The following is a 26,454-nucleotide window of genomic DNA, read 5'->3' as shown; positions in this document are numbered from 1 at the left end:
TATGTGAAATCAGCTGCTTGAGCTATGCCTATGGGCATGTGGAAACATTTGAAAAATATTGATGCACCAGATTGAGTCCCGACTGATCGGTCAACTTGCCTGACATTGCGATTGAGCCATGAAGCAAGTAACCCTGGATTCAGTTAGTTACCGAATAAAACTGATAAACATCAGTTGTTTACATGGATTTCATGAAACTGGCAGGCGCGCAAGCAATGTATCCGGCACGTTTATTGAGTGCCGCCGCTGCGACGTTGGCCGGTCCGTGAAAGTCGTCAGTACTCCGGCCATCGCCCGGTTTTCGGGTCAACCCGTCAACCAGCCCGATGAGCACAATAATCAAAAGAACAGTGGAGCGGCCATGCACCAGATCAGATCGCAAGTGACCGAGCGCGACGGCTTGTACGAGCTTGAGGCCGGCAGCGACGTACTCGACAGTCCCCGTTATAACCACGACATTGCGCCGACCAAAGTGCACGAACGAACCTGGAACAAATGGCACATCACGGCGCTTTGGGTCGGCATGGCCATCTGCGTGCCGACCTATACCCTCGGCGGGGTGCTCACGGCGTATTTCGGGCTGTCGGTCGGTGAGGCGCTGCTGGCGATTCTGTTCGCCAACATCATCGTGCTGATCCCCCTGACTCTGAATGCCTTCGCCGGCACCAAGTACGGCATCCCGTTTCCGGTGCTGCTGCGCTCGTCGTTCGGGGTAATCGGCTCCAATGTGCCGTGTCTGATCCGGGCCCTGGTGGCCTGTGGCTGGTTCGGTATCCAGACGATGTTCGGCGGCCTGGCCATACACCTGTTTCTGGGCTCGGTGTTCGAGGGCTGGAAGGCCTTGGGCGGCACCGGTGAGGTGATCGGCTTCATGCTGTTCTGGGTACTCAATCTATGGGTGGTGCTGCGCGGAGCAGAATCGATCAAATGGCTGGAAACCCTGTCCGCACCGCTGCTGGTACTGGTGGGTGCGGGCTTGTTGTTCTGGGCCTTGCCGAACGTCTCGTTGAGCGAACTGATGGCGCAACCGCCGAAACGCCCGGAAGGCGCTGGAGTGACGAGTTACTTCATGGCCGGGCTGACCGCCATGGTCGGGTTCTGGGCGACGCTGTCGCTGAACATCCCGGACTTCAGCCGCTACGCGAAAAGCCAGAAGGACCAGATCGTCGGGCAGATCATCGGTTTGCCGCTGACCATGTTCCTGTTCGCTTCGCTGGGTGTGGTGATGACCGCGGCCTCGGCCAGGCTGGTGGGGGTGACGGTCTCCGATCCGGTGACTCTGATCGGGCATATTCAAAGCCCGCTCTGGGTGGCGCTGGCGATGTTTGTGATCATCGTTGCGACGTTGTCTACCAACACCGCGGCGAACATTGTTTCGCCGACCAATGACTTCCAGAACATCGCCCCCAAATTGATCAACCGGACCAAGGCCGTGATGCTGACCGGGCTGGTGGGCCTGGCATTGATGGCCCACGAACTGCTGAAAAAACTCGGCCTGCTGGTCTCCGATATCAGCCTGGAAACCGTCTATTCCAACTGGCTGCTAGGTTATTCCAGCTTGCTCGGGCCGATCGCCGGGATCATGGTGGTGGACTATTTCCTGATCAAGAAACAACAGCTCGACCTGGCTGGCCTGTACCGCGACGACGTGTACCCGGCGTGGAACTGGAACGGTTTTATCGCCTTCGGCGTCCCAGTGGCGCTGACCGTGATGTCGTTGGGCAGCGACGCCTTCAGCTGGTTCTACAGCTACGGCTGGTTCACCGGCTCGGTGTTGGGCGGGTTGTTGTATTACGGGCTGTGCATGATGGGTCGTCGTGACACGGCGGTGGCCAAGACACCGGTGTGATGGCTAGAAGCTTCGCGGGCAAGCCTCGCTCCCTGTAGCAGCTGTCGAGCAGAGCGAGGCAGCGTTCGGCTGCGAAGCAGCCGTAAAACCCTGCACTTCGGTGCTTCAGATAAACCGCGAGCACAGATTTTACGAGGACTCCGTCCTCGGACGCTGCCTCGTTCTACTCGACAGCTGCTACGGGAATTCCAGCCTTTAGCTATGTGGATTTCAGTGAGCCCCGAGACTCCGGATTCGCCTGAGAAAACCAGAATAATTGCCTGAGGAGATCATCATGAACGCTGCCCTTGACGTTCTGCAGTCCAGCCATCAGCACATCAACCGCGACCGCCTGTGGCAGTCGCTGATGGAACTGGCCAAACTCGGCGCCACGGTCAAGGGCGGGGTCTGTCGCCTGGCCCTGACCGACCTCGACCGCCAGGCCCGCGACATCTTCGTGCAATGGTGCGAGGAGGCCGGCTGCACCGTGAGCATCGACGCCGTCGGCAACATCTTCGCCCGCCGCCCCGGGCGCAATCCGGACCTGCCACCGGTCATGACCGGCAGCCATATCGACACCCAGCCCACCGGTGGCAAATTCGACGGCTGCTTCGGCGTGTTGGCCGGAGTCGAAGTGTTGCGCACCCTCAATGACCTCGGTATCGAAACCGAAGCGCCACTGGAAGTGGTGGTCTGGACCAACGAAGAAGGCTCGCGATTTGCTCCCTGCATGATGGGCTCTGGGGTATTTGCCGAGAAATTCACCCTGGAGGAAACCCTGGCCAAGACCGATGCCGAAGGCATAACCGTCGGCGAAGCGCTGAACGCCATTGGCTATGCTGGCAGTCGCCAGGTCAGCGGCCACGCGGTCGGTGCCTACTTCGAGGCCCATATCGAGCAAGGGCCGATCCTTGAGGACGAGCGCAAAACCATCGGTGTGGTGATGGGCGCGCTGGGGCAAAAGTGGTTCGACCTCAAACTCAAGGGCGTCGAAGCCCACGCCGGTCCGACGCCGATGCACTTGCGCAAGGACGCGCTGGTCGGCGCGGCGATTGTGGTTTCGGCCGTCAATCGCGTCGCCTTGAGCCATCAGCCCCATGCCTGCGGCACCGTCGGTTGCCTGCAAGCCTACCCGGGTTCGCGTAACGTGATCCCCGGCGAAGTCCGCATGACCCTGGACTTCCGCCATCTCGAACCGGCGCGGCTGGACTCGATGATTGCCGAGGTCAGGCAGGTGATCGACATCACCTGCCAGAAACACGGTCTGAGTTTCGAATTGACACCGACCGCCGATTTCCCGCCGCTGTATTTCGACAAGGGCTGCGTCGATGCCGTGCGCAATGCCGCCCAAGGCTTGGGCCTGTCGCACATGGACATTGTCAGTGGTGCCGGGCATGACGCGATTTTCCTTGCGGAACTGGGCCCGGCCGGGATGATCTTCGTACCGTGCGAAGGCGGCATCAGCCACAACGAAATCGAAAACGCCACACCGGACGATCTGGCGGCCGGTTGTGCGGTGCTGTTGCGGGCGATGCTCGCGGCGTCGGCGGCGATTGCCGACGGCCAGTTGGCGGCTTGAATGACTGAAATCTGCTGGGATTGGCAAGTGGGATTCGAAGTACAAGTTGCTTCGAATCCCACCACCCTCGGTTACACCTCGTTCACTTTGACCCAACGCTGCTCCAGCGCGGCCAGGCGAATGGCGGTCGCCAGCCGTTCCACCTCCCAGGCTTGTTCAAAGTCGGTCCCGGCCGAACCTTGCCCGGCCAGCGCCATGATCAGCTCGTGCACCTCCAGGGTCTTCAACTCGTTGTAGCCCAACTGATGACCCGCTGCCGGACTGAAGGCCGCGTAGCCGGGCAGGGAAGGGCCGGCCAGCAAACGCTGAAAACCGTCCTGACCGGCGCGGCACAGGCGCAATTCATTCAAGCGCTCCTGATCGAACGCCAGGGTGCCGCGAGTACCGCTGATCTCGAAGCTCAGGTGATTCTTGTAGCCGTGTTTGAGCCAACTGCTGCTGAAGGTACCGCGCGCACCGTTGGCAAAACGTAGCAGGGCATGGGCCTGATCATCCACGGCGATGCTGCGCTGATCCAGGCTACCAGTGCTGGCGGGTCGCTGGCGATGCACTGTCTGGGTGTCGGCACACACCGCTTCCACATCACCGACCAGATAGCGGGCCATCGCCAGCAAATGACTGCCCAGATCCGCCAGAGCGCCACCGGCATGCTGCGCTTCGCAACGCCACGACCAGGGTGACTGCGGGTCAGACATGAAATCTTCGCTGAACTCGCCCTGAAAACTGATGATCTCGCCGAGTTCGCCGCCCTGAATCAATTCACGGGCCAGGCCAATGATCGGGTTGTGCTGATAGTTGTAGCCGACCCGCGTCACCACACCCGCCGCCTTGGCGGCGCGGCGCATCTGGTCGGCCTGGTCGAGGCTGACGGCCAGTGGCTTTTCGCAGTACACCGCTTTGCCCGCGGCCAAGGCGGCCATGGCCATGGGATAGTGCAGGTGGTTGGGCGTGGTGATGGCGACGACATTGACCTTTGGGTCGTCGATCAGTCGTTGCCAGTCGCCATGGGCTTTTTCGAAGCCCCAGGCGTTGGCGCAGTAATCGGCGCGCTGGCTGTCGGCGTCGGCCAGGGCGGCCAGGCGCAGGTGCATGGGCAGTTCGAATACCGCACTGACGTTGCGGAAGGCCAGGGCATGGGCGCGGCCCATGAAGCCTGTGCCGATCAAGCCGATTCCGAGTTCGCGCATGGTGGGGGTCCTCGTGGATTATTATTTTCGGGAGGACTATTAATGGAATAAATATTCTCAATATTCAATAGGTGGAATAAATATTCATTTTATTGGATCAATGACCATCCCCTGTGGAGCAGCCGACCAACGCTCTATTGCTTGCGATGGCGGCCCGACAGCCAACCTGTCGCTTTTCGGGTGTACCCAATCCCCTTGTAGGAGCTGCCGCAGGCTGCGATCTTTTGATCTTGGCTTTCGAAGGGATTTCAGGCTCGGCGCATTCCCCGTTGCAGCCGGCGAATGCTGCGATCTTCCGGCTGTGCCGGGAGTGCTGCAAAGCAAGATCAACAGATCGCAGCCTGCGGCAGCTCCTACGCGGTGCCTCCCATGCAACCTTTCGTACTAACACCAAATAATCAGGTTATCCATGTCGTACACCTCGCCGCCTTCTGTGAAATCCAGCTTGTGACTAATAAGGAGTATGCGCTCCCCCTCTTGCTGCTCATTCAAAGGAGGAAGGCCGCTCGCCATCAATCCTTGGTTGGTGACGTTGAATTGGGCATTCAGCTCTGGAGTCGCCGAAACTGTTTTCCAGAACGCTGTTATGAAAGCCTCGAATCTCTTGAATATGCGCCCGCGTAACTGCTCGGCTATGCGCGACGGAATAGGAGCACCATCATCGGTTGAAGCCTTGGCCAGCCAGTCGTCTGCGACCGGCTGGCCATTGCCACTCACGACACCGGGGTAGTCTCGACGGTCCTTGAACATGACATAAACGGGATCCAGCCCGGAATTGGAGGGGAAGACCACGATGTAATCGTCAAACTGAACTTCTTCAATCGCAACGAAGGTTTCCAGTAGTGGCAAGGGTGGCGATTCAATGAATCCCATCCTGTTCGGCAGGTTGCGCTCAACCGGTGGAGTGTTTTCGAGGTCGATGGGCGGTGTCCAGGACACGGTGGTCGGTGCCACACCATCGGCGGTAAAACTGTAGCGATTCAGAGGCTCATCCCAGGTAGCGACTCTTACTCGTACCTTTGAAGTAAGAGCGCTGCCATTGGTGGGGGTGATGTACACCTGCGCGAGCTCCTGAATTTCTTTCAAGTGCCTGAATTTCGTGCCGGGTTTGGCAGCGACGGTGCCGGTGCTCATCCTGAACGCCATATCGACTTCGGCTTTCGCTGCCGCGACGGCTTGCCAATCCTGTCCCTCGATCTGCAAAAGCTCCGAAAGCGGCACACTTAGGCCAAACCGCTGATCAGCCACCCGGCTGATGAAGTCGAATCGCAGGACAGCCGCATATTGCCCTTTGTGTTCTTCGGTTCCAGTGGTGATCAACCAGGTGAATTCAGCGACTGCCGAACGTATGGATTTTTGCAGATCCACAAACTGACTTCCTTCCAGTGGTGATGCACCGTTCAACAGGACATAGGGCCACGCGTTGGCGACGGCTGCAGGCGCGAAAACCGAAGAGCTGGTCCTGGTCGGGCCCGTTCCGGCCTGTGAACGCATGCGCACAAGCTGTTCCTCGGCGCTAACCAGCACTGCTTCAACCCGGGATTGAAGTTCACGATGACGCTGGGCGATGACGGGAAGCCGGGCGATGTATTGATCATGACTTCGAGTCATGTTCTGAAAAACCGTCTGCTGCAACGGTGCGTCCAAAAACGAATTTCCAAGGCTTCGTTGCGCATCATCCCTGGCAAACTGAATGGTCATTTGCAGAAATTCGAACTTCCTGACCGCTATCGACGCATCCTGTTGTGCGGCCTCCAATGACGAGATCTTGCGTTCCAGCTCGTCGATGCCTGATGTCGGGATCTTGCCCCATGCCCCCAGGAGCTGATCAAAATGAGCGAACGCACTTTCGACGGTCTGCTCTGCAAAGCTTATGTCGGCGGCTAGCTTCTGTACTTTTTCGAGGTTCTCGTTTGAACTCTTCAGCACTCTCTCTCTTGCACTTAACACCGCCGGCCTGGCCGGAACCGGACCGGGAACTGTCCCACCCTTGAACGCTGCCGTGCCCCGCCTGGCATGCCAGTTCTTTACGGAGTACACGACGCCATATGCGGAATGATTATTGAATGATCGGTCGTCCGGGTAGAACAGCAGGTCCGCACCTTTGGGGTGTCCCACAATTCGATCAAAGTGATTGACCAGTCGATCATGATTTTGTTTGTGAACGTCTACGGCCCAGATTTTGTCCACGAAATTCAGGAATTCTGGTTCGGTGTAGTCTTGGAGGTTTTCTTTAAGTTCCATCTTTAATATTATCCTTTTAATTCTTAAAAACACATTGCAACTAGATAGCTTTGGTTTAAGGCTTTCATCTGGGCCGGTAGGTAAGAACTTAGCGCCCCAGATTTTCAATGCTAAGAAGACGAAAGGTTCAATATCGTTATGACGTTTTGAATCCAGGCTTGTTATTTCGTGCACGCCACTCTTTGACTTCCTTCAGCACACCTGCCGGACTATCTTCTTGGCCTTCTTTGGGGTAGAAAATCACATCTGATCCTCCTGGATGATCGGTAATCAATTCGAAGTGATCAAGAAGCCTATCTGTGTAGTTACTTAGCGCCTCTCCTTCTAACCCACTCCTATTTTCGAAAAACTCCGCTATAAACAGTAAAAATTCAGCCTCTGTATAGTCCTCCAGCTTGCCCTTTAATTTAATCATTCTTTTTTACCTTTATGAATTTCAATATGGCGTGTTGGCGTTAACACTAAAAGGTTTTCCATATCGTAAACCGCTCCACCCTTGGCAATCTCTATTTCATGGTGGATTTCAAATTTCCTGCGACCCCCCGCCTGATCCGAGCGGCCTGGATAAGGAGCTGCACCATTTCGCATCTTGACCAGATTGGACTCACTAAATTGCTGCTTCAAGTTGGTATCTGCCGCAACGGCTCTCCAAAATGCCTCTCTAAACCGATGAAAGTTGCTGAACTCCCGCCCTCGCAAATGATCCGCAATCTGCGATGGAATCGGCGCACCCGCACCTCGTGCAGCCTCGCCAAGCCATACTCCTGAGATCGGTTGCCCAAACCCGGTCGCAACTCCTGGATCATCTCGCCGGTCCAGAAACAGAACATCAGGCGACGGCAGATCCGGATCCGCCGGATATCCAGGAATACTGGCACCGATATCCTTTTCGTCAACAGTCGGAAACGTTTCATTTTTCGGTAGGACGGGGCTGGTAATGCCGCCTGGATAAACGCCAGGCAGTGACGGCGTTATCGGTAATGTCGTCGAGCCGAGCGACTCGATGCCCGGGGGCAACAGTGGCGTCCAGGTCCGGGTACCGGTGGGTCGTTGCGCCTCCGGATTGGCGAACTCGACAGACCAGGGCGCAAATACCGGCACCACGCCGCGCGTGCCGTGAGTGCTTTGGGGTGTGGTGATGCTGGTCTTGTCGAGGTTGTAAGGGTTCGCTCCCAGGGCGGCGCTTTCCTGATAACGGATCTCGTATTCGCGGCGGTCAGCGACCCAGGTGTTTTTCGGTGCAAAGGGTGCGAAACCTTGTTCGATGCGTTTTTTGTTTACCTCATCGAAGGCTGAGGCGAGCGTCGAATTCTCGGCGACGGTGCGCCACATCAACGCTTCCAACGCCCCGAACGACTTGATTTCACGGCCGCGAAACTGGTCGCCGATCAGCGCTGGGATGGGCGCGCCCCTTTCCTGGGAGGCAGCCTTCCACCATTCTTCAGTGGCGGGCTGCCCGTTGCCTGTCACGATGCCCGAGCCCACTGGCGGCAAACCAAACGATAGATAGGTCGGCGCCAGCCCAGGGATGCAGACGATGCAGTCGTTGATACGAGTATCTACGCCTGCCGGAATGTCCTGTGCCTGCGGCGCACTTATCGACAATCCTGGATAGCTTGGCGTGGATCCTTGCGCTGAAGGGCTGACCATCGCGTCTGGCGTGAACTGCAAATGTCTTGCCGGAGCGCCCGGGATCTCGGCGGTGTAGGTACCCGTCAATGGATCAAGAACTGCGTTTACCACCGGAACGCTGGCCGATAACTGGCCACCGGTACTGGCTACGATAATCGCAGTGCCGCCTTGCACGGTTTCAGGTTTGATGCGATAGGTCACCTCCACCGAACCGCCAGCATCGGCGATGGCTTGCAGGTCCCGACCCTCGGGCAGCCCCATGAGGTCGGCTCAGACGCCGATCCCTTGAAACAGATGACGGCGCTGCTCAGCCGTAAGCTCGCCATCGCCCAGCACCGGCGAGTAGAGCATCGAACTGACAAACAAGCTGGCTAACTGGCCTGCACGTATCGCTGCAATGCGCAGGATTTCAGCTATAGCGCTAGAGATGGACGCTTCCAGCGCGACTGCGGCGCCCTCGACAACAAATGCCCCACCGCGGGTTAAAACCATCCCGCCAGCAGCCACAGAGGTAGCGGGTACTGTCAGTGTATTGGCCGTTCTGACCCGCTCATGACGCACATCTTCATCGGCCTGTTGCTTGAAACGAATGCGCGCGTCCCGTTGTTCGGCGTTCTGCCGATGACGCTCCCATACCTGTTCCCTGTCACGCCAGACTATTGTCTGCTCCGCGTGATGCCTGGCAAGTGCGTTGGATTTATCCGTGAGTGCTTGTATCTGTGTGGACAGAAGCCGAGCTTCATGGGCCGCGTTATAAGCGTTTTCCCACAACTGATGGCTGTCGTTGAGCGCCGTGCCGAACTCCGCCAGTCGTGTCAGGTAATCGTTTGCCGAACGAGTGAGTGGATCGTGCCCATCGAAGGATCTGGCGAGCACTTTTTTTGGGTTGAGTTCAGCGTTTTTTCGGGCAATCAGCCCATCGATTTCGTCTTTTTCCTTGCTGATCAGGTAAAGCTGCCAACGCTCGGTCGACTTGTTATCGGGTGGCTTTGTGGCGGCCGAAATTTCGCTTTGAATCGACTCTGCGAGTCTTTCAGATCTGGCTGCAAAGGTTCGATCAACCTCGGCCCTTATGGCGTCATGGCGTTGCGTCAGCGTGGCGAGGTGTTGGTGAAGGGCTGCCTGGGCGCGAGCGTGCTCTTGTGCCTGAGCCGCCGCTTGCTCTTGAGCGGCGGCCTGCGCTCGGGCTTGCTCCTGAGCGAGGAGGTGAGCCTTCTTGGCTCGTGCCCTGGCTTTTCTGCGCTTATTGCTTGATCCGCCGAAGCCTCCGGAAAACCCGCCACCACCGCCAATGCCGAAAAAGCCTTCGCCGCCACCTCCACTCGCGGGCGGCGGGCCCGGCCTGATAACGACGTCCCCTGTTGATCCATCTTGATAGGTTTGTTTAGCCATACAGTCTCTCCTTGTCTGTATGGCGCAGGGTGACGATTCAGCACTGGGCAGGTGCGGTATATAGTTATGGGTTGAAATTGATATCGAGGAGGTTCGCAGGAATGGATGTGTACGCCGCCTGAAAGCCAGGATCAAAAGATCGCAGCCTGCGGCAGCTCCTACAGTTGGATTGGGTACACCTGCAACGCGATAGGCCAGCCATCAAGTCGCCTATATCGCGGGCAAGTCGGATCGCCGCACCGCCGCTCCCACAGGGATCTGGGTGCACCATGGATATGCATTTCAACCAAACCAAAAAGGCAGCCCGAAGGCTGCCTCTTGCTCACCCAGAACCCGCTGCAATCAGGACAAAAACCCACCATCCACATTCAGCGAAACCCCAGTGGTATAGCTCGACGCTTCACTTGCCAGGTACAACACCGCCCCGGCCATTTCACTCGGCGCAGCCACTCGCTTGAGTGGGATCTGCTGCAGCGCGGTATTCAGAATCGCGTCATTCTTCACCAGTGCCGAAGCGAACTTGGTGTCGGTCAGGCCTGGCAGCAAGGCGTTGCAGCGGATGCCGTACTCCGCGCATTCCTTGGCAAAGACCTTGGTCATGTTGATCACCGCGGCCTTGGTCATCGAGTAGATGCCCTGGAAGATGCCCGGCGAAATACCGTTGATCGAGGCGACGTTGATGATGCTGCCGCCACCGTTTTCGCGCATCAGTTTGCCGGCTTCCACAGACATGAAGAAGTAGCCGCGGATGTTCACGTCGACGGTTTTCTGGAACGCCCCGAGGTCGGTATCCAGCACGTTGCAGAACTGCGGGTTGGTCGCGGCGTTGTTGACCAGGATGTCCAGGCGCCCGAATTGCTCGCGAATCCCGGCGAAGACCTGGCTGATCTGCTCCATTTCACCAATATGGCAGGCGACGGCCGTGGCTTTGCCGCCGTCGGCGATGATCGCATCGGCCACATGCTGGCAACCGTCGAGTTTGCGGCTCGAGACGATCACGTGGGCACCTTGCTGGGCCAGCAGTTTGGCGATGGCTTCGCCGATACCGCGGCTGGCGCCGGAAACGAAAGCGATCTTGCCGTCGAGGTCGAACAACTGGGTCTTGGACATGGTTTTTCCTTGTTGTATGCCAGGCGCGAGGTGCGCAGTCAGAGGCTGGATTTTTGGATGACTTGCAGGCTCATCTGCTCCAGCAGTTTGTTCATCTGAATGAACTGCGCGAAGCGTTTGTCCTGGGTCTGGCCATGGAAGAAGCGGTAATAGATCTGCTGCACGATACCCGCCAGGCGGAACAGCCCGTAGGTGTAATAGAAATCGAAGTTGTCGATCTGGATGCCTGCGCGTTCGGCGTAGTAATCGACGAACTGGCGGCGGGTCAACATGCCGGGCGCATGGCTCGGCTGGCGGCGCATCAGTTGCACCGGTGCCGGGTCGGCGGCTTCGATCCAGTAGGCGAGGGTGTTGCCCAGGTCCATCAGCGGATCGCCGAGGGTGGTCAGTTCCCAGTCCAGCACGCCGATGATTTGCATCGGGTTGTGCGGGTCGAGGATCACGTTATCGAATCGATAGTCGTTGTGCACGATGCTCGAAGTCGGATGGTCGGCGGGCATCTTGTCGTTGAGCCAGGCCTTGACCGCTTCCCACTTTGGCGCATCCGGGGTCAGGGCTTTTTCGTAGCGGTCGCTCCAGCCACGAATCTGCCGCGCTACATAACCTTCGGGTTTACCGAGGTCGGCCAGGCCATAGGCCTTGTAGTCGACCTGATGCAGTTCGACGAACTTGTCGATGAAGCTCTTGCACAGCGCTTCGGTCTTCGGCGCATCGAGGCCCAGTTCCGCTGGCAAGTCGGAGCGCAGGATGATGCCCTTGACCCGCTCCATCACATAGAACTCGGCGCCGATCACCGATTCGTCGGTGCAATGCACATAGGCTTTCGGGCAATACGGGAAGCCGTCCTTGAGCTGATTGAGAATCCGGTACTCGCGGCCCATATCGTGGGCGGATTTGGCCTTGTGGCCGAACGGCGGCCGGCGCAGGACGAACTCCTGCCCGGGGTATTCCAGCAGGTAGGTCAGATTCGAAGCCCCGCCCGGAAACTGGCTGATCCGTGGCGTCCCGCTCAGGCCGGGAATATGCGCCTTGAGGTACGGATCGATGAGGTTGACCTCGAGTTCTTCGCCGCAGCGGACATCGGTGGACTGATCAGTAAGCGCCATGCTTATCCCTTCTGCTTATTTTGGAGGCCCGACATTATTGTCTAATCTAATGTGCCTGCCCGGAGCCCACAACCGCGGCAAGCCGTTATAGGTGAGCGTGTTGCCGGGCAATCATTGCTTTTGATACAAGCGTTTGAATGCCCTGCAGCCACCTCCGGTCATTTCGCTGGCGGCAGGTCGATAGGGGTCAATAATGGGCGCCCGGAGAAATACGCCAGAAGGTTTTCTCCCACCAGTTCGACGGTGGCCTGGGTCGCTTCCGGAGACAGCCCGGCGACATGCGGAGTGAGGATCACGTTGCTCAGTACCTTGAGCGCTTGCGGCACTTGCGGCTCGGCATCGAATACATCGAGGGCGGCACCGGCGATCCGTCGTTGTTCCAGCGCCGAGATCAGGTCGGCGGTGACTATCACGCTGGCCCGGGCGATGTTGACGATAAAACCGTTGGGTCCCAGGGCGTCCAGCACCTGTCTGTTGATCAGGTGCTGCGTGCCGACACCGCCGGGAGTGGCGATGATCAGAAAGTCAGAGGCCCGGGCCAGCTCGGTGGGGGTCGAACAAAAGCTATAGGGCACGTCACTGCGTAACTGACGGTTGTGGTAATTGACCATCATATCGAAGCCTTTGGCCGCGCGTTTGGCGATGGCCGTGCCGACGGCACCGAGGCCGAGAATGCCCAGGCGTTTGCCGGCAAGGGAAGGGCGGATGATTTTCGGCCACTCACCGCGCCGGACCGCGGCATCTGCCCGGGGAATGTCGCGTACCAGGGACAGCAGTAGCGCCATGGCATGGTCGGCCACCGACGAAGCATTCACTCCAGCACCGTTGGTCACGCGGATCCCGCGGTTGCTGGCAGCCTGCAGGTCGACGTGTTCGTAGCCGGCGCCGATCACGCAGATGATTTCCAGATGCGCCAGGGCGGCGATTTCTTCGGCGGTCAAGCCAAGCGGACCGCGGGTCAGTACGGCCCTGATCTGGCTGGCGTGGGTCCTGATGGCTTGGGCCCGCTCGGCCGGCGTAGGCGCAAGAATCAGGTGAAAACCGCTGTGTTCGAGGATCGGCAGGTAGTCGTTAATGGTTTCAACCAGTACCAGAACGGTGACGGGCATGCTGCGCTCCTGAAAAATTTCAATCGGTGGATTTGCCGAAGTTGTAATGAGTGTGTTGCCCATCCCTGGGAGATCTCTGAAAGATTCCAGACTGCTGGCTAGAGAGATGATTGACAAGGGTAGCTGGCGCGGTGGGGTGTGGGGCCGAAGATCGCAGCGCCGCGCAACAGCAAAGTCAAAAGATCGCAGCCTGCGGCAGCTCCTACGGGGGCATTACGTTAATGCGCGCTGCGAGAAACGCCTGGTCCGCCTGACCGCTCCTCAGCTAAGTCTTTGCTTCTGTTGGCTAATCCCGGACAATCGCGCCCCTATTATGGCCGGGGCGCTGCCTGTCAGCTTTTTCTGACTCGCTCCGACTGTGTGGCACATGACTGGAAATGCGGAGATCCGACCGGATGAATGATCAGGCCAATAGCGTCGACGAACGCTATGAAGCGGCGACACCAGCGAGTCTCAGTAGCTGGAATCGCCATGACACAACCTGGATGCTGGGCCTGTTTGGTACTGCAATTGGTGCGGGCACCCTGTTTTTGCCGATCAACGCCGGCCTCGGTGGCTTCTGGCCGCTGATGATTCTGGCGCTGTTGGCGTTCCCGATGACTTTTTATGCGCACCGTGGCCTGACCCGCTTCGTGCTCTCGGGCCGGGCCGGCGCCGACATCACCGAAGTGGTCGAAGAACATTTCGGGATCAAGGCGGGGGCGTTGATCACCTTGCTGTATTTCTTTGCGATCTTTCCGATCCTGTTGATCTACAGCGTCGCGCTGACCAACACCGTGGGCAGTTTCCTCGAACATCAACTGCACATCACGCCGCCACCGCGGGTGGTTCTGTCGTTGGTGCTGATTCTCGGTCTGCTGGCGGTGGTGCGCTGTGGTGAACAGGCGATCGTCAAGGCCATGAGCCTGATGGTCTATCCGTTCATCGTCGCATTGCTGTTCCTCGCGGTGTTCCTGGTTCCGCACTGGAACGGCGGCATTCTCGCCACCGCGAGCACAGTGCCTGAGCCTTCGGCCTTGCTGCACACCCTGTGGCTGGCGATTCCGGTGATGGTGTTCTCGTTCAACCATTCGCCGATCATCTCGGCCTTTGCGGTGGACCAGAAGCGTCGGCATGGCGAGCACGCCGAAGAGCGCAGCTCGCAGATTCTGTCCCGCGCCCACGGCCTGATGGTGGTGATGGTGCTGTTCTTCGTCTTCAGTTGCGTGCTGACCCTGTCGCCGGCACAACTGGCCGAAGCCAAGGCGCAGAATCTGTCGATCCTGTCGTACCTGGCCAACCACTTCAGCAACCCGACGATTGCCTTTGCGGCACCGCTGATTGCGTTCGTGGCGATTTCCAAGTCGTTTCTGGGGCACTACATCGGCGCCAGCGAAGGCCTCAAGGGTCTGGTCGTCAAGAGCGGTCGTCGCCCGGCACCGAAGACCCTGGACCGCATGACCGCAGCCTTCATGCTGGTGGTGTGCTGGATCGTCGCTACGCTCAACCCGAGCATCCTCGGCATGATCGAAACCCTGGGTGGCCCGATCATCGCGGCAATCCTGTTCCTGATGCCGATGTACGCGATCCGTAAGGTGCCAGCCATGGCGCGGTATCGTGGCCAGGCTTCCAACGTCTTTGTGACGCTGGTGGGGCTGGTGGCGATTACCGCGTTGATCTATTCGTTGACGGCCTAGAAAAACAAGATCAAAAGATCGCAGCCTGCGGCAGCTCCTACACCGACCGAGTACACCCGTGATATTGCGGGTGTATATAAATTCTGTAGGAGCTGCCGCAGGCTGCGATCTTTTGATTCTGGGGTATAAAAAAACGCCGCCCATCTCACGATGGGCGGCGTTTTTTATGGCGTTGTAACGTTAAGCTTGAATGACCGGAATGTTGGCATTCGCAGCAGCTTCACGGAACTCGGCGATCTGGTCGAAACTCAGGTAGCGATAGACATCGCTGGCCATGGTGTCGATTTCCTTCGCGTAGGCCATGTACTCCTCGACGGTCGGCAGGCGACCCAGGATCGAAGCCACAGACGCCAGCTCGGCCGAAGCCAGGTAGACGTTCGCGCCGTCACCCAGACGGTTCGGGAAGTTACGGGTCGACGTCGACACCACGGTGGAGTTCGGTTCAACGCGCGCCTGGTTACCCATGCACAGCGAGCAGCCCGGCATTTCCATGCGCGCGCCAGCCTTGCCGTAGATGCCGTAGTAGCCTTCTTCGGTCAACTGGTGAGCGTCCATCTTGGTCGGCGGCGACAGCCACAGACGAGTTGGCAACGCACCTTCGACTTTTTCCAGCAGTTTACCGGCAGCGCGGAAGTGACCGATGTTGGTCATGCACGAACCGATGAACACTTCGTCGATCTTCTCGCCAGCAACGCTGGAGAGCAGACGGGCGTCGTCCGGATCGTTTGGCGCGCAGAGCACAGGCTCTTTGATGTCGGCCAGGTCGATTTCGATGGTTTCGGCGTATTCGGCGTCAGCATCGGCAACCATCAGCTCAGGGTTGGCAACCCAGGCTTCCATCGCTTGTGCGCGACGTTCCAGGGTCCGTGCATCGCCGTAGCCTTCGCCGATCATCCAGCGCAGCAGGGTGATGTTGGAGTTCAGGTACTCGGTGATCGACTCTTTCGACAGCTTGATGGTGCAACCGGCAGCGGAACGTTCGGCGGAGGCGTCGGACAGTTCGAAAGCCTGCTCGATGCTCAGGTTGTCGAGACCTTCGATTTCCAGGATGCGACCGGAGAAAGCGTTCTTCTTGCCTTTCTTCTCTACGGTCAACAGGCCAGCCTGGATCGCGTAGTAAGGAATGGCGTGAACCAGGTCACGCAGGGTGACGCCCGGTTGCATCTTGCCTTTGAAGCGCACCAGGATCGATTCCGGCATGTCCAGTGGCATGACGCCAGTGGCTGCAGCGAACGCTACCAGACCGGAACCGGCCGGGAAGGAGATGCCCATCGGGAAACGGGTGTGGGAGTCGCCACCGGTGCCGACGGTGTCCGGCAGCAGCATGCGGTTCAGCCAGCTGTGGATGATGCCGTCGCCCGGACGCAGGGAAACGCCGCCGCGGGTCATGATGAAGTCAGGCAGGGTGTGGTGGGTGGTCACGTCGATCGGCTTTGGATAGGCCGCGGTGTGGCAGAAGGACTGCATGACCAGATCGGTCGAGAAGCCCAGGCACGCCAGGTCTTTCAGTTCGTCACGGGTCATTGGACCTGTGGTGTCCTGGGAGCCGACGGTGGTCATTTTCGGTTCGCAGTAGGTACCTGGACGAACGCCAGCTACGCCGCACGCCTTGCCGACCATTTTCTGCGCCAGGGTATAACCCTTGGTGCTTTCAGCCGGTGCTTCGGGCAGCTTGAACAGGGTCGAAGGTGGCAGACCCAGTTCGGTGCGAGCCTTCTCGGTCAGGCCACGGCCGATGATCAGCGGGATACGACCGCCGGCACGGACTTCGTCCAACAGAACCGGAGTCTTCATTTCGAAGGTGGTCAGGACTTCGTCGCTGTTGTGCTTGGTGACTTTGCCAGCATGCGGATACAGGTCGATCACGTCGCCCATGTTCATGTTGGTCACGTCGAATTCGATCGGCAGTGCGCCGGCATCTTCCATGGTGTTGTAGAAGATCGGAGCGATCTTGTTGCCGAAGCAGAAACCACCGGCACGCTTGTTCGGCACGAAAGGAACGTCGTCGCCGAAGAACCACAGTACCGAGTTGGTTGCCGATTTACGCGAAGAACCGGTACCGACCACGTCACCGACGTAGGCGATCGGGAAGCCTTGACCGCGCATTTCTTCGATCTGCTTCATGGGACCGGTGACGCCTTGCTCATCCGGAACGATGCCGTCACGGGCCATTTTCAGCATGGCCAGGGCGTGCAGCGGGATGTCTGGACGGGACCAGGCATCGGGAGCAGGGGACAGGTCGTCGGTGTTGGTTTCGCCGGTGACCTTGAATACGCGCAGGCTGATCTTGTCGGCCAGCACCGGACGCTTCTGGAACCACTCGCCGTCAGCCCAGGATTGCAGCACGCCTTGAGCGTGAACGTTGCCGTTCTTGGCTTTTTCCGCGACGTCGTGGAAGGCGTCGAACATCAGCAGGGTGTGCTTGAGTTCCTTGGCCGCGACTGGCGCCAGTTCGGCGTCTTCCAGCAGGTCGACCAGGGTCACGATGTTGTAGCCGCCTTGCATGGTGCCGAGCAGTTCAACAGCGCGTTTCTTGTCGATCAGAGGGGAGTTGGCTTCGCCTTTGGCCAATGCGGAAAGGAAACCGGCCTTTACATAGGCGGCTTCGTCGACGCCAGGCGGCACGCGATTGGTGATCAGGTCAACGAGGAAAGCTTCTTCGCCAGCCGGGGGATTCTTCAGCAGCTCGACCAGGCCTGCAGTTTGTTCGGCGTTAAGCGGCTGGGGAACGATACCCAGTGCTGCGCGCTCTTCGATATGTTTGCGGTAGGCTTCAAGCACAGTTATTACCCTCATCAGTGGTCCCAAATGGGTGTCCGGGACGCTCATCCAGAAACTCACGGCACGCATGCGCCCTGGGGGCTTTTTGAGCCACCTGGCCAGAGTTGCCGGAATTCCTCACAGAAGCTGCTTTCAAAGTTTTACGCCTGCAGAACGGAGCTGATGAGGGTTGGCGCTGAGTTTTCCCCGCTGGAAATACCCCTCGCCAACACCGCTCTGAAGGAACGACTGTGCTCGTGACGCTTTGAAAACAGCTTCTAACGGACATTGGCGCCTTAAAAGGCTGGCTGATTCTACGGCAAAAATTTTCTAAAGGTAAGTTAGCTGCTGAAGTTTGAGGGGTGATCAATGTTAGACAAAGGGCTAACATGGGCATCTGTTTTGCTTTCCCGCGTTCTGGCTACCTATGCCCAATCAGACTATCAAGACCCCCTGCGTCGGCCTTTGCTCCACTGTGTACGGTGATTTGGTGTGCCGTGGCTGCAAGCGGTTCCACCATGAAGTGATTCACTGGAACGGCTACAACGAGGAACAAAAACGTGCGGTGTGGCTGCGCCTGGAACAGCTGTTGGTGCAGGTGATGGCCGGCAAACTGGAGATTTTCGACCCCCAGCGCCTGCGCCTGCAGCTGGAACAGCGAAAAATCCGCTTCGTACCCCATCAGTCCGAGTATTGCTGGGCTTATCAGTTGATCGCCCGTGGTGCGCGGGTTATCAACAATCTGGATGCCTACGGGATGGTGCTGTTACCGGAGTTTCGCGACTGGAACCTGCCGGAGCTGCGCGATGCCATCGATCGGGAATTTTTCCTGCTGTCTGAAGCGCATTATCAGCGCTACATCGCGCCAGGGTTTCTCAGGGATGCCTTGGCACCTGATTGAATGCAAAAGATCGCAGCCTGTGTAGGAGCTGCCGCAGGCTGCGATCTTTTTAATCTTCCGGCTTTCAATGCTTGGTAACAATCTCCTCCAGATGGTCGATGATTTCGTCCGGCTTGAGCACCAGCACATCGCCTTCCAGCGAGTCGAGCACCACTTCCGCCGTATTGCCGATCAAAGCCCCGGACAAGCCGGTGCGTGCCACTGTGCCGATAACAGTGACCGATGCCTCCAGTTTGTGGGCCATGTGGGGAATCAACACATCTGCCGGGCCTTCCTCGACGTGCAGGTGCAAGTCATCGATGTCGAACTCCGCCTGGAACGCCTTGCACTGCTCGCGGTAGCGGGCCTCGATGGTTTCCTTGAGCTGGAACACCGGGTCGGCGGCCGACAGCATCGGTGACGGATGGGCACTGATCACATGCAGTTGCGCCTTGGCCAGGCTGGCGATGTCGAAGCCGTAATCGACAATTCTGGCGTGCAGGTTGCGATGTTCGCCATCGGTATTGCCGACGTCGATGGCCGCCAGAATCACCCCGCCGGTCCAGGGCTTGGCAGTCTTGACCAGCAACACGGGCGTCGGGCAATAACGCAGCAGTTTCCAGTCGGCTGGAGTGAGCAAGGCCTTTTTCAGCGGGTTATCGGAGAAATGCTGCTTGATCACCAGCCCGCAACCCTCGGCCTGCTGCACGTCGATGATGGTTTCGTGCAGGCTTTCATTCCAGGCCTGTTCGGTGGTGACGCTGTAGCCTTCCTCCAGCAAGCCGCTCTTGATTACGCTGAGCAGGCTTGCGTGATCATGTTTCTTGTCGCACACCAGCAGATGCAGATGCGCCTGGGTGACCCCTGCGATCAACTTGGCGCGTTTGAGGGCGAGGCTTTCCGAATGCTCGGGCTCAATTACCACCAGAATGCTGCGAATGGCTTGCATGATCGGGATCTCCTTAGTGAAAAGACGCTGCGTTGCACAACTATAGTTGCTGTGCGCCGCGCGTGATGTTGATGCATGTCAAGTCGGCCGACTGGTGGTCTGCGGCCCGGCCGGTATAATCAGCGCCCTTCGCTGTGAACCTTTCTTTCGTGAGCCTCATGTTACTGATCGCTGAAGTCGCTACCGTCCTGCCTTGCCACGCTCCTGAACTTGCGGAAGTGTGCCAATGATTCTTCCGGAAATTCATGAGTTTCTTGGGTGCCGCACCCCCGATGGCTGGATCCAGGCCGCGCTGGCGGATCAGCATACCCTGTTGATCGACCACAAGAACTGCGAGTTCAAGGCCGCCAGCACCGCGCTCAGCCTGATCGCCAAGTATCACTCCCACGTCGATCTGATCAACCTGATGTCACGCCTGGCCCGGGAAGAGCTGGTTCACCATGAACAGGTCATGCGCCTGATGAAAAAGCGCAAGACCGAGCTGCGCCAGCTCTCCGCCGGGCGTTATGCCTCGGGGCTGCGCAAGGTGGTGCGCAACCACGAACCGGTAAAACTGGTGGATACCCTGGTGGTCGGGGCCTTTATCGAGGCGCGAAGCTGCGAACGCTTCGAAGCGCTGGTGCCGCATCTGGATGAAGAGCTGGGCAAGTTCTACTTCGGCCTGCTGAAAAGCGAGGCCCGGCACTTCCAGGGCTATCTGAAACTGGCTTACCAGTACGGGGATGCCAAGGACATTGCCCAGGTGATCGACAAGGTCAGGGCGGCGGAGCAGGAGTTGATCGAGTCGCCGGACGTCGAGTTCCGCTTTCATAGCGGCGTGCCCTCGTTTCCGTAGGAGCTGCCGCAGGCTGCGATCTTTTGATCCTGCTGCCGATTGCTTATCCGCTCAAACCAAGCCGCTCATGCCACTGGGCAATGGATTCTTCGGGGTAGACCTCGAACTGCTGGTCGCCGGGATGCGCCTCGACCTCAACCCAGGCAGCTTTCGAGCCAAGCATCAGATGGGTGTGTTCCGGCGGCACCGGCAGAGGCGTGTCGATGGCCGAGGCGAACGGATGGATCAACTCCGGCCACTCGGGGCTGAACAGCCAGAGCGCACTGCCGCACAGCTTGCAGAAATGCCGCTCGGCCGTGCTGCGGTGGGCGCGACTGTCGCCCTCGTCCTTGAGCCGCGCGTGATAGATCGCGATCTGCTTGCGGCCGCGGACTTTCAGGCTGTTGGCATCGCCCCCCAGGTTGATTGCGTAACCGCCACCGCCCTGGGTCTTGCGACAGATCGAGCAATAGCAGCGTTGGTAAGGGTAGGGGTGGGCACTGCTCAGGCTGAACCTGACCGCACCGCAATGACAGGATCCTTCGAGCTGCATGGGAACCTCCGACAGGGCAATTGGCGTCCCCATGTGTGTGCGTAGGAGCTGCCGCAGGCTGCGATCTTTTGATCTTAGATGCTGTGCCGCAAACCGATCGCAGGTTTTACATGCTGTATTGGACTTTCCACTTGGCATACTCGCCAGGCATACACACCGCACAAGGTCGATAACCGGCGCTGCGGGCTGTGGCTTCATCGAGAAAAAACACTCTATGGGCCACGTAGCCACCTCGGGCCATCGCACGCAAGGCGGCGGGGCAGTCCAGGCGACCGTAGATTCGTGATTGGCGATGACCGCCGAGGGTTCCGGGTTCAGTGCTTTGCACGGGCTGGCCCTGGGGACCGAGCAACAGGAACGGGCGGCTCAACGGCCTGGCACTCGCCACAGATACCAGGCTGCTACCGTCCGGTAGGGGCTCCAGCTCTGGCCGAGGTCGATCATCTGTTTGCGGGTTGGCTGCTGTTCCAGGCCTTTGAGGCGACGATAACCATCACGTACGCCAAAGTCGTCGGCGGGCAGAATATCCGCGCGTTCCAGGCTGTAGATCAGCAGCATTTCCACGGTCCAGCGACCCACGCCTCGCAGGCTGGTGAGTCTTTTGATCAGCGCTTCGTGGTCCATCCCCAGCGCTGTCGGATAGTCCGGGACCACGCCATTGAGCGCGGCCTGGGCAATGCCTTGAATCGTCGCGATCTTGCCTGCGGAGAAACCACAGGCTCGCAACACGTCAAACTCTATCGCCAGAAGCTGCTCGGCACTCGGGAAATCCTGTCCAGGAAATAGCCCCAGCATACGACCGAGAATCGCATCGCCAGCGCGGGCATGCAGCTGTTGATAGGCAATCGCCCGCACCAGTGCTTCATAGGGATCACGTGCAGGTTTTGGCTGGTGCAGGCAAGGGCCGATGGCTGCGATATGCCGCGCCCAGTCCTCGTCGATCGAGGCCAGGAATGCACTGGCGTGATGGTAGATGTCGGGCATAGGGTTCCTGAGACAGGGCAGCGGTCACCCCATGCAGTCTGAACCTGAGACAGCAAGGCCGCACCCCGTCTCTTGCGTTCAAACTGAGCGGCCAAAGCGAACGCCCACGGGAACAACAGCCGCACTATAATTAATGTGTGTCCATATTTGCGTGGCGAGCACTCCAAAACGAATCAGGTGTCCATAACGCCCGCCTGAGCGATGTATGACAGCACAGCAAATGGGACGGACAGCAGATCTGATTAGGTGATAGAGGGTTCAGCCATGAAAAATCACTCCTTCCAGCATTACTCTCATGATCTGGAAATGGCCGTTCACGACACGTGGGTTACCGCCAAAGTGAAGTCGGCCTTGGCCTTTGCCGAACCAGCCCTTGGCCTGCATATCAATGTCAAGACCCATGCGGGTGTGGTGGCGTTGAGCGGCCGCGTCAACACCCATAGACAGTGTGAAAAGGCTATTGGTCTGGCCCGTTCGGTTCATGGCGTCGCCGAAGTCGATGCCAGCGACTTGCAGACCCACGTGTTCACGCCAGGGAGTTTTCCAGAAGCTCCCAACGCCGAAGAGAGCACTGAGAGTCGGTCACAATCGTCAACCAGGATGGACGATAAATGACCATGGCGACCTGGTGAGAGCTGCGTTGCTGGTCAGCAAAGGCAGGCGCATTACTGGCTCCTGCACCTGGTGTTGCGATCAACGTCTACTTGGAAAATTTTCTCGCTCCAGCAACGCACAGGATCACCGCAACGGTAACCCCCAGCATGCCCATGCTGACTCGCTGGTGAAGCAGCGTGGCCGCCAGCGCCAAGCCCAAAAACGGCTGTAGAAGCTGAAGCTGGCCGACGGCGGCAATACCCCCTTCGGCGAGCCCGCGATACCAGAATACGAAACCGACGAATTCCAGTACCGCCACGGTGTTGCCGGCAGCGAACCGCTGAAGATGAGTACCCCGATGAACCCGTTGAGCCCTCCGCTCGTGGTCTTTTCCAGCGTCGGGTTTTGCAGGTTCGGTGGAGCAAATCGCAGGCCAACTACCGCATCACGCCGTATTACCCTTGACGGGGTGCTTCGACAGGCGGTGTACCGTCGTGAAACAGCTGCTTGAGCTGGGCGCGCAGTTCCGCCGAGTCGCTATGCTTATGGGCGACCATCGCATGCTGTACGGCCGCCTCGAGCAGTTCGTCTTCGGAGTCTGCCGATAGCGCGACCGAGCAATTGATATCGCTCGGATATTCGCGGCAATCGATGTATTTGCGGGTCATGGTGTTCTCCTCGGCGTGGCGCATCGAGTGAGTGGCGGTACTTGAAGTATATCCCAGGGGGCAAATCGGCTGATTCGAGCCGACCCGAGGGTACTTGGCGCGACAGTCCCGCCGTGCAAGGATGCCTGGAGTGATTTGCGCTTGCCGGGTGCCTGCCATGGCCACCACTGAAGTTTCGCCACGCCTGACCAGCAGGCGTCTGCGGGCCTTGCACCGAGACGGTTTTGTCCTGTTGCCCAGGATCCTCAATGGCATGCAGATTGAAACCCTGCGTGCTGCCATCGATCGCCTCAAGCAACAGCACTGGGACTACAGCGGCCTGCTCGAGCACTACGCCTGCGTGTTCAATCGCGACCCGCTGTGGCTACCGTTTCTCGACCTGCCCGGGATCATTGAATTGGCCGAAGCGGCCCTCGGCGACGATTGCCACCTGATTGGCCAGACGGCCTGGCGTTGCCATCCCGGCTTCACCGGCCTGGCGCTGCACCTGGACTATCTGGTAATGGAACTGCCAGCCGGCCTGCTGGCCGATCCGGGCTTTGAGTTGCCGATGCAGATCTGCACCGTTCACCTCTACCTGGATGATATTGACGCTGATCTGTGTCCCACCCACGTGATCCCCGGCAGTCATCGGGCTGGCCGCGCGCCAGGCAAAGGTGAAACTCAGTGGCAGGGTCGTGCTGCGCAGCCGGTATTGTGCCGGGCCGGTGATGCCCTGATGTTTCGCAGCGAGCTATGGCACGCCGGCAGCAGCAACCGGACCCCAGACCGCAGCCGCTACCTGCTGCAGGTGCATTACGGGCGGCGAATGGTGGCGCAAAAATTCGCGCCTTACCTGCACTGGCGCTTCAATCCTGACGTGCTGGCCGCCGCCACTGCGCGCCAACTGCGGCTGCTGGGCGACCATTTGGAGGCTGAATATGACTGAACTGCCCGGGCAGGCAAAATCGATTTCCGGGTGGTCTCAGGAAGTTCGCTTGCTGCTTGGACAGAGCAAAAACGCTCGGCGAGCTTTAGTTCCATATGGCTGGTCTTTTCGGGAGTATCTATATGGGCCATGGGAATCTTGTGCTGTCTGTTAGCAACATCAAAACACTTAAATGTATCACCATCATTAATGGCAATTACTCGGCATCGAAGCAATGAGTCGATTCAGTCTGCCATCTGGCCAGACCAATCGGCTGCTCTTGCGGGCAGCCTGGTCCTTGATGGTCAGTTCGACACAAGCTCGCTACGCCCTTTCAGACGACGCCTTACAGCAAGGGCTACAAGCAGTAACAATAATGTGGTCACGCTGAAGAATATCGTGTTGAACAATGGGAACGGTTGGTCGCGGCTTGTCGTTGCTTCGATGTGCGTAATGTTGGGGAAGACCGACAGAATCTGAATGCGCCAGCCGTAGTAGCGAATGAGCGCCAACTGTTGAGCATCACGGGAGTAACCCTGGGCTTTCGCCTGCACGTCGGCCGAGTCAAACTTGAAATACCAGGGAAAACTCCAGCCGGTATTTTCGTTACGATAAACCATGACTTCCTTTGAGTCTGGATCCTCGGTGTTGATGAAATACACGTCCCTGGTGGGGCCGTCGGCCGGGTTTTCTGCATTGATGACCCCATCGTGGTCGACCCGTTTGACTTCAACACCTGTGACCATCACCACCTCGTGTTGAGGTAGCACATAGTAAAGACCTAGTGCGCCAGCACCGGCCACCAGGAAGATCGCACCCAGAATCAACCCCTTGAACCACTTCATGTAAATACTCCAGTTTAGATCGTCGGAATTCTGCCCCAATTCGGTAGATCGATGGCAAATATTAGTCGCTGAATGAATGGGGAAAGCCCAGGGCGATTCATGGCGATCTACAAGACCAGTGAAGAACGGGTGGCAAGAGGCTTATTCCGTAGCTTGTGCAGTGATCACAGATAATTGATACAAGGTTTTGCTGGCCGCGTTGACAAGCACCAACCTGATATTATCAGCGAGTACATCAGTCAAAAGGACACTTGTGTGGGGCATGTTTCCGGATTGCCGGGGCACTGGCTCTCCAAGTCTTTTTGAGGTGGCTCAGGTGCATTCATTCATTCTTCTGCCCGCCATACCTGGCTAGCCTGGCGTTGCATCCAGTCATACGCCGGTACCGGCCGCCACGCTTAACGTTGAATCTACACATCGGACCATTATCGTCCCTACCATTGGAGTCCAGCAGCTGCCGCAGAGCAGGTCAGCTGCCGGAATGCATATTTATCAGGGAGTTCGACCATGATCTGGTTTCTCGAAGGGCAATCAAGTCAGCGCGACGTCATCATGGGCGCGCGCGAGGCGTTGCCGCCAGAAGTGAAAGTCTTCGCCTCACATCGTCAGGACCGCCCTGAAATAACAGGGCTTGCTGACGTCAGTTTCATGGAGCCGAAGGACAACCAGGAGCGCATCGACTGGGTGATCGCAAGCGCCCGGGCGCACAACATACAGGTCATCCTGGCCGGTCGTGTGGGCAGTGTTTTCGAGATTGCGCGGTCGCGATTCCAGGCTGCAGGCCTGGACCTTGTTACCGGTGGCATGTCCATTGACACTTTCAACATGGTTGACGACAAGAGCCTGTTCACCGCCGAAGCAGAGCGGGCAGGCCTGGATTGTGTGCCTGCGATCACTGCTACTGACGCTCAGGAGCTGGTCAAGGCCTATGAGACCCTTTCGTCACTGGGAGAAGTCTGCATCAAGCCAGCGGTCGGAATCTACGGCCAGGGCTTCTGGCGGTTCAAGGAAGAGGCGGACCCTTTCCGTTGCTTTGCGAACCCGGATGCGCGTGAAGTGAACTTCGAGACCTACATGCAGGCGTACTGCGCGGGGACCACCCCCCCTGCGATGCTTGTAATGCCTTACATGGCCGGGAGCGAATGTTCGGTGGACATGGTCTGTGAGGCTGGTCGTCCGGTGGCATTCGTCGGTCGCCGCAAAGAAGGGCTGCATCAGTCGTTCGCACGTGACGGTGCGGCAGTGGAGCTGGCACTCAAGGCCGCCCGGCACTTCAAGTGTGACGGAATTGTCAACGTGCAGACCCGTGATGACGCAGACGGTAAGCCTCACCTTCTGGAAATCAACCCTCGCTACTCAGGCGGGATCGGTTACACGCGGGCTACGGGAACAAACTTGCCAGGTATCTTTGCTGCGCGCCGGCTGGGGTTGAAAGAACCAGAAAGTGTCTGGCGGTCGGGCGTGCGCGTGAAAGCCATTACGGTTGCGATACCAATACCGGCATGATATTAAACCGACATCATCCATTGATACTGTGTGCCTTATTGCGCCACTCGCAGTGAGCTCACCACTGCTGAGATGGCTCGTGAAGCCCAGGCTTCGCTGTGGCGGATCGAGGCCAGAAATCCATAACCCCA

23 protein-coding genes and 1 pseudogene are annotated in these 26,454 nt (G+C 58.4%); 8 read left to right on the top strand and 16 right to left on the bottom strand.

The features are described 5' to 3' along the window. The first annotated feature begins 361 nt into the window (after nucleotides 1-361). Together F8N21_RS04175 and F8N21_RS04170 are read left to right on the top strand one after the other, a co-directional pair. Entirely contained in the window at nucleotides 362-1,849 is a 1,488-nt protein-coding gene (locus tag F8N21_RS04175; protein ID WP_150640923.1) for an NCS1 family nucleobase:cation symporter-1, read from the top strand. Between the two features lie 274 nt (nucleotides 1,850-2,123). After that, complete coding sequence (locus tag F8N21_RS04170) at nucleotides 2,124-3,407, top strand: Zn-dependent hydrolase (RefSeq protein ID WP_150640922.1); 1,284 nt, start codon at nucleotides 2,124-2,126, stop codon at nucleotides 3,405-3,407. A 71-nt stretch (nucleotides 3,408-3,478) separates the two neighbouring features. On the opposite strand, the gene F8N21_RS04165 is transcribed toward F8N21_RS04170, so the two are convergent. The 8 genes from F8N21_RS04165 to F8N21_RS04135 all read right to left on the bottom strand — a co-directional run bounded on the left by F8N21_RS04165 (nucleotide 3,479) and on the right by F8N21_RS04135 (nucleotide 13,187). Then, nucleotides 3,479-4,594 (bottom strand): Gfo/Idh/MocA family protein, encoded by a 1,116-nt coding sequence (locus F8N21_RS04165; RefSeq protein WP_150640921.1) that lies wholly within the window; start codon nucleotides 4,592-4,594, stop codon nucleotides 3,479-3,481. 384 nt (nucleotides 4,595-4,978) lie between these two features. Continuing rightward, entirely contained in the window at nucleotides 4,979-6,838 is a 1,860-nt protein-coding gene (locus tag F8N21_RS04160; RefSeq protein WP_150640920.1) for a bacteriocin immunity protein, read from the bottom strand. Nucleotides 6,839-6,974: 136 nt separating this feature from the next. Continuing rightward, nucleotides 6,975-7,253, bottom strand: coding sequence for a bacteriocin immunity protein (locus tag F8N21_RS04155; RefSeq protein ID WP_150640919.1), 279 nt, complete (start codon nucleotides 7,251-7,253; stop codon nucleotides 6,975-6,977). Beyond that, entirely contained in the window at nucleotides 7,250-8,731 is a 1,482-nt protein-coding gene (locus F8N21_RS30740) for an S-type pyocin domain-containing protein (protein WP_224788157.1), read from the bottom strand. Before F8N21_RS30740 ends, F8N21_RS04155 begins: the two co-directional genes overlap by 4 nt. Before the next feature lie 9 nt (nucleotides 8,732-8,740). Next, nucleotides 8,741-9,862, bottom strand: a complete 1,122-nt coding sequence (locus tag F8N21_RS30735) for a hypothetical protein (RefSeq protein WP_224788156.1) — start codon at nucleotides 9,860-9,862, stop codon at nucleotides 8,741-8,743. A gap of 342 nt (nucleotides 9,863-10,204) precedes the next feature. Continuing rightward, nucleotides 10,205-10,972, bottom strand: coding sequence for an SDR family oxidoreductase (locus tag F8N21_RS04145; RefSeq protein WP_150640918.1), 768 nt, complete (start codon nucleotides 10,970-10,972; stop codon nucleotides 10,205-10,207). Between the two features lie 38 nt (nucleotides 10,973-11,010). Next, nucleotides 11,011-12,078, bottom strand: coding sequence for a phosphotransferase family protein (locus F8N21_RS04140; protein WP_150640917.1), 1,068 nt, complete (start codon nucleotides 12,076-12,078; stop codon nucleotides 11,011-11,013). 158 nt (nucleotides 12,079-12,236) lie between these two features. Continuing rightward, on the bottom strand, nucleotides 12,237-13,187 hold the full coding sequence (locus F8N21_RS04135) for a 2-hydroxyacid dehydrogenase (RefSeq protein WP_150640916.1): 951 nt from the start codon (nucleotides 13,185-13,187) through the stop codon (nucleotides 12,237-12,239). Nucleotides 13,188-13,582: 395 nt separating this feature from the next. Between F8N21_RS04135 and F8N21_RS04130 the strand changes: the two genes are divergently transcribed. Next, nucleotides 13,583-14,863 (top strand): serine/threonine transporter, encoded by a 1,281-nt coding sequence (locus F8N21_RS04130; RefSeq protein ID WP_150640915.1) that lies wholly within the window; start codon nucleotides 13,583-13,585, stop codon nucleotides 14,861-14,863. 180 nt (nucleotides 14,864-15,043) lie between these two features. On the opposite strand, the gene acnB is transcribed toward F8N21_RS04130, so the two are convergent. Next, a complete protein-coding gene (gene acnB, locus F8N21_RS04125) occupies nucleotides 15,044-17,644 on the bottom strand; it encodes a bifunctional aconitate hydratase 2/2-methylisocitrate dehydratase (protein ID WP_150640962.1) in 2,601 nt (866 codons plus the stop codon). Between the two features lie 406 nt (nucleotides 17,645-18,050). Here acnB and F8N21_RS04120 point away from each other — a divergent pair, with 406 nt between their 5' ends. After that, nucleotides 18,051-18,524, top strand: a complete 474-nt coding sequence (locus tag F8N21_RS04120; RefSeq protein ID WP_150640914.1) for a DUF1289 domain-containing protein — start codon at nucleotides 18,051-18,053, stop codon at nucleotides 18,522-18,524. A gap of 64 nt (nucleotides 18,525-18,588) precedes the next feature. Here F8N21_RS04120 and F8N21_RS04115 read toward each other — a convergent pair whose 3' ends face one another. Next, nucleotides 18,589-19,452: a universal stress protein gene (locus F8N21_RS04115; RefSeq protein WP_150640913.1), complete on the bottom strand. Its 864-nt coding sequence runs from the start codon at nucleotides 19,450-19,452 to the stop codon at nucleotides 18,589-18,591. Nucleotides 19,453-19,678: 226 nt separating this feature from the next. Here F8N21_RS04115 and F8N21_RS04110 point away from each other — a divergent pair, with 226 nt between their 5' ends. Next, nucleotides 19,679-20,287, top strand: a complete 609-nt coding sequence (locus F8N21_RS04110; RefSeq protein ID WP_150640912.1) for a tRNA-(ms[2]io[6]A)-hydroxylase — start codon at nucleotides 19,679-19,681, stop codon at nucleotides 20,285-20,287. 43 nt (nucleotides 20,288-20,330) lie between these two features. Here F8N21_RS04110 and F8N21_RS04105 read toward each other — a convergent pair whose 3' ends face one another. From F8N21_RS04105 to F8N21_RS04095, 3 genes are all read right to left on the bottom strand, one after another. Continuing rightward, entirely contained in the window at nucleotides 20,331-20,819 is a 489-nt protein-coding gene (locus F8N21_RS04105) for a GFA family protein (protein WP_150640911.1), read from the bottom strand. 106 nt (nucleotides 20,820-20,925) lie between these two features. Then, entirely contained in the window at nucleotides 20,926-21,189 is a 264-nt protein-coding gene (locus tag F8N21_RS04100; protein ID WP_224788155.1) for an Ada metal-binding domain-containing protein, read from the bottom strand. Continuing rightward, the gene (locus F8N21_RS04095) at nucleotides 21,186-21,803 is read right to left on the bottom strand and encodes a DNA-3-methyladenine glycosylase family protein (protein WP_150640909.1); all 618 of its coding nucleotides are present in this window, start codon (nucleotides 21,801-21,803) and stop codon (nucleotides 21,186-21,188) included. The genes F8N21_RS04100 and F8N21_RS04095 overlap by 4 nt, the downstream gene beginning before the upstream one ends. A 264-nt stretch (nucleotides 21,804-22,067) precedes the next feature. Here F8N21_RS04095 and F8N21_RS04090 point away from each other — a divergent pair, with 264 nt between their 5' ends. Beyond that, nucleotides 22,068-22,418: a BON domain-containing protein gene (locus F8N21_RS04090; protein WP_150640908.1), complete on the top strand. Its 351-nt coding sequence runs from the start codon at nucleotides 22,068-22,070 to the stop codon at nucleotides 22,416-22,418. A gap of 85 nt (nucleotides 22,419-22,503) precedes the next feature. Here F8N21_RS04090 and F8N21_RS04085 read toward each other — a convergent pair. Next, a pseudogene (locus F8N21_RS04085) lies at nucleotides 22,504-22,698 on the bottom strand (EamA/RhaT family transporter); the annotation flags it as partial. 154 nt (nucleotides 22,699-22,852) lie between these two features. Beyond that, nucleotides 22,853-23,065: a DUF1059 domain-containing protein gene (locus F8N21_RS04080; RefSeq protein ID WP_150640907.1), complete on the bottom strand. Its 213-nt coding sequence runs from the start codon at nucleotides 23,063-23,065 to the stop codon at nucleotides 22,853-22,855. A 157-nt stretch (nucleotides 23,066-23,222) separates the two neighbouring features. On the opposite strand from F8N21_RS04080, the gene F8N21_RS04075 reads away from it, so the two are divergent. Next, nucleotides 23,223-23,993 (top strand): phytanoyl-CoA dioxygenase family protein, encoded by a 771-nt coding sequence (locus tag F8N21_RS04075; RefSeq protein WP_150640906.1) that lies wholly within the window; start codon nucleotides 23,223-23,225, stop codon nucleotides 23,991-23,993. A gap of 284 nt (nucleotides 23,994-24,277) precedes the next feature. Here F8N21_RS04075 and F8N21_RS04070 read toward each other — a convergent pair whose 3' ends face one another. Beyond that, on the bottom strand, nucleotides 24,278-24,817 hold the full coding sequence (locus F8N21_RS04070) for a DUF1523 family protein (RefSeq protein ID WP_150640905.1): 540 nt from the start codon (nucleotides 24,815-24,817) through the stop codon (nucleotides 24,278-24,280). A gap of 507 nt (nucleotides 24,818-25,324) precedes the next feature. On the opposite strand from F8N21_RS04070, the gene F8N21_RS04065 reads away from it, so the two are divergent. Continuing rightward, nucleotides 25,325-26,323 carry an ATP-grasp domain-containing protein gene (locus F8N21_RS04065; RefSeq protein ID WP_150640904.1) on the top strand — a complete coding sequence of 333 codons (999 nt, stop codon included), beginning with the start codon at nucleotides 25,325-25,327 and terminating at the stop codon, nucleotides 26,321-26,323. The last annotated feature ends 131 nt before the right edge of the window (nucleotides 26,324-26,454 follow it).

The organism is Pseudomonas fluorescens, from assembly GCF_902497895.1.
Taxonomy (GTDB): Bacteria; Pseudomonadota; Gammaproteobacteria; order Pseudomonadales; family Pseudomonadaceae; genus Aquipseudomonas; species Aquipseudomonas fluorescens_BP.
The sequence above is the reverse complement of the archived record's forward strand: the minus strand, read 5'-3'. Positions and strand labels throughout refer to the sequence as shown.

Coding starts and splice junctions, on each gene's coding strand:
- F8N21_RS04140 (WP_150640917.1), bottom strand. CDS start 12,078: ATGGCGCTTACTGATCAGTCCACCGATGTCCGCTGCGGCGAAGAACTC.
- F8N21_RS04115 (WP_150640913.1), bottom strand. CDS start 19,452: ATGCAAGCCATTCGCAGCATTCTGGTGGTAATTGAGCCCGAGCATTCG.
- F8N21_RS04105 (WP_150640911.1), bottom strand. CDS start 20,819: ATGCAGCTCGAAGGATCCTGTCATTGCGGTGCGGTCAGGTTCAGCCTG.
- F8N21_RS04155 (WP_150640919.1), bottom strand. CDS start 7,253: ATGATTAAATTAAAGGGCAAGCTGGAGGACTATACAGAGGCTGAATTT.
- F8N21_RS04065 (WP_150640904.1), top strand. CDS start 25,325: ATGATCTGGTTTCTCGAAGGGCAATCAAGTCAGCGCGACGTCATCATG.
- F8N21_RS04130 (WP_150640915.1), top strand. CDS start 13,583: ATGAATGATCAGGCCAATAGCGTCGACGAACGCTATGAAGCGGCGACA.
- F8N21_RS30735 (WP_224788156.1), bottom strand. CDS start 9,862: ATGGCTAAACAAACCTATCAAGATGGATCAACAGGGGACGTCGTTATC.
- F8N21_RS04080 (WP_150640907.1), bottom strand. CDS start 23,065: ATGACCCGCAAATACATCGATTGCCGCGAATATCCGAGCGATATCAAT.
- F8N21_RS04170 (WP_150640922.1), top strand. CDS start 2,124: ATGAACGCTGCCCTTGACGTTCTGCAGTCCAGCCATCAGCACATCAAC.
- F8N21_RS04095 (WP_150640909.1), bottom strand. CDS start 21,803: ATGCCCGACATCTACCATCACGCCAGTGCATTCCTGGCCTCGATCGAC.
- F8N21_RS04175 (WP_150640923.1), top strand. CDS start 362: ATGCACCAGATCAGATCGCAAGTGACCGAGCGCGACGGCTTGTACGAG.
- F8N21_RS04135 (WP_150640916.1), bottom strand. CDS start 13,187: ATGCCCGTCACCGTTCTGGTACTGGTTGAAACCATTAACGACTACCTG.
- F8N21_RS30740 (WP_224788157.1), bottom strand. CDS start 8,731: ATGGGGCTGCCCGAGGGTCGGGACCTGCAAGCCATCGCCGATGCTGGC.
- F8N21_RS04145 (WP_150640918.1), bottom strand. CDS start 10,972: ATGTCCAAGACCCAGTTGTTCGACCTCGACGGCAAGATCGCTTTCGTT.
- F8N21_RS04090 (WP_150640908.1), top strand. CDS start 22,068: ATGAAAAATCACTCCTTCCAGCATTACTCTCATGATCTGGAAATGGCC.
- F8N21_RS04075 (WP_150640906.1), top strand. CDS start 23,223: ATGGCCACCACTGAAGTTTCGCCACGCCTGACCAGCAGGCGTCTGCGG.
- F8N21_RS04070 (WP_150640905.1), bottom strand. CDS start 24,817: ATGAAGTGGTTCAAGGGGTTGATTCTGGGTGCGATCTTCCTGGTGGCC.
- F8N21_RS04110 (WP_150640912.1), top strand. CDS start 19,679: ATGATTCTTCCGGAAATTCATGAGTTTCTTGGGTGCCGCACCCCCGAT.
- F8N21_RS04160 (WP_150640920.1), bottom strand. CDS start 6,838: ATGGAACTTAAAGAAAACCTCCAAGACTACACCGAACCAGAATTCCTG.
- F8N21_RS04165 (WP_150640921.1), bottom strand. CDS start 4,594: ATGCGCGAACTCGGAATCGGCTTGATCGGCACAGGCTTCATGGGCCGC.
- F8N21_RS04120 (WP_150640914.1), top strand. CDS start 18,051: ATGCCCAATCAGACTATCAAGACCCCCTGCGTCGGCCTTTGCTCCACT.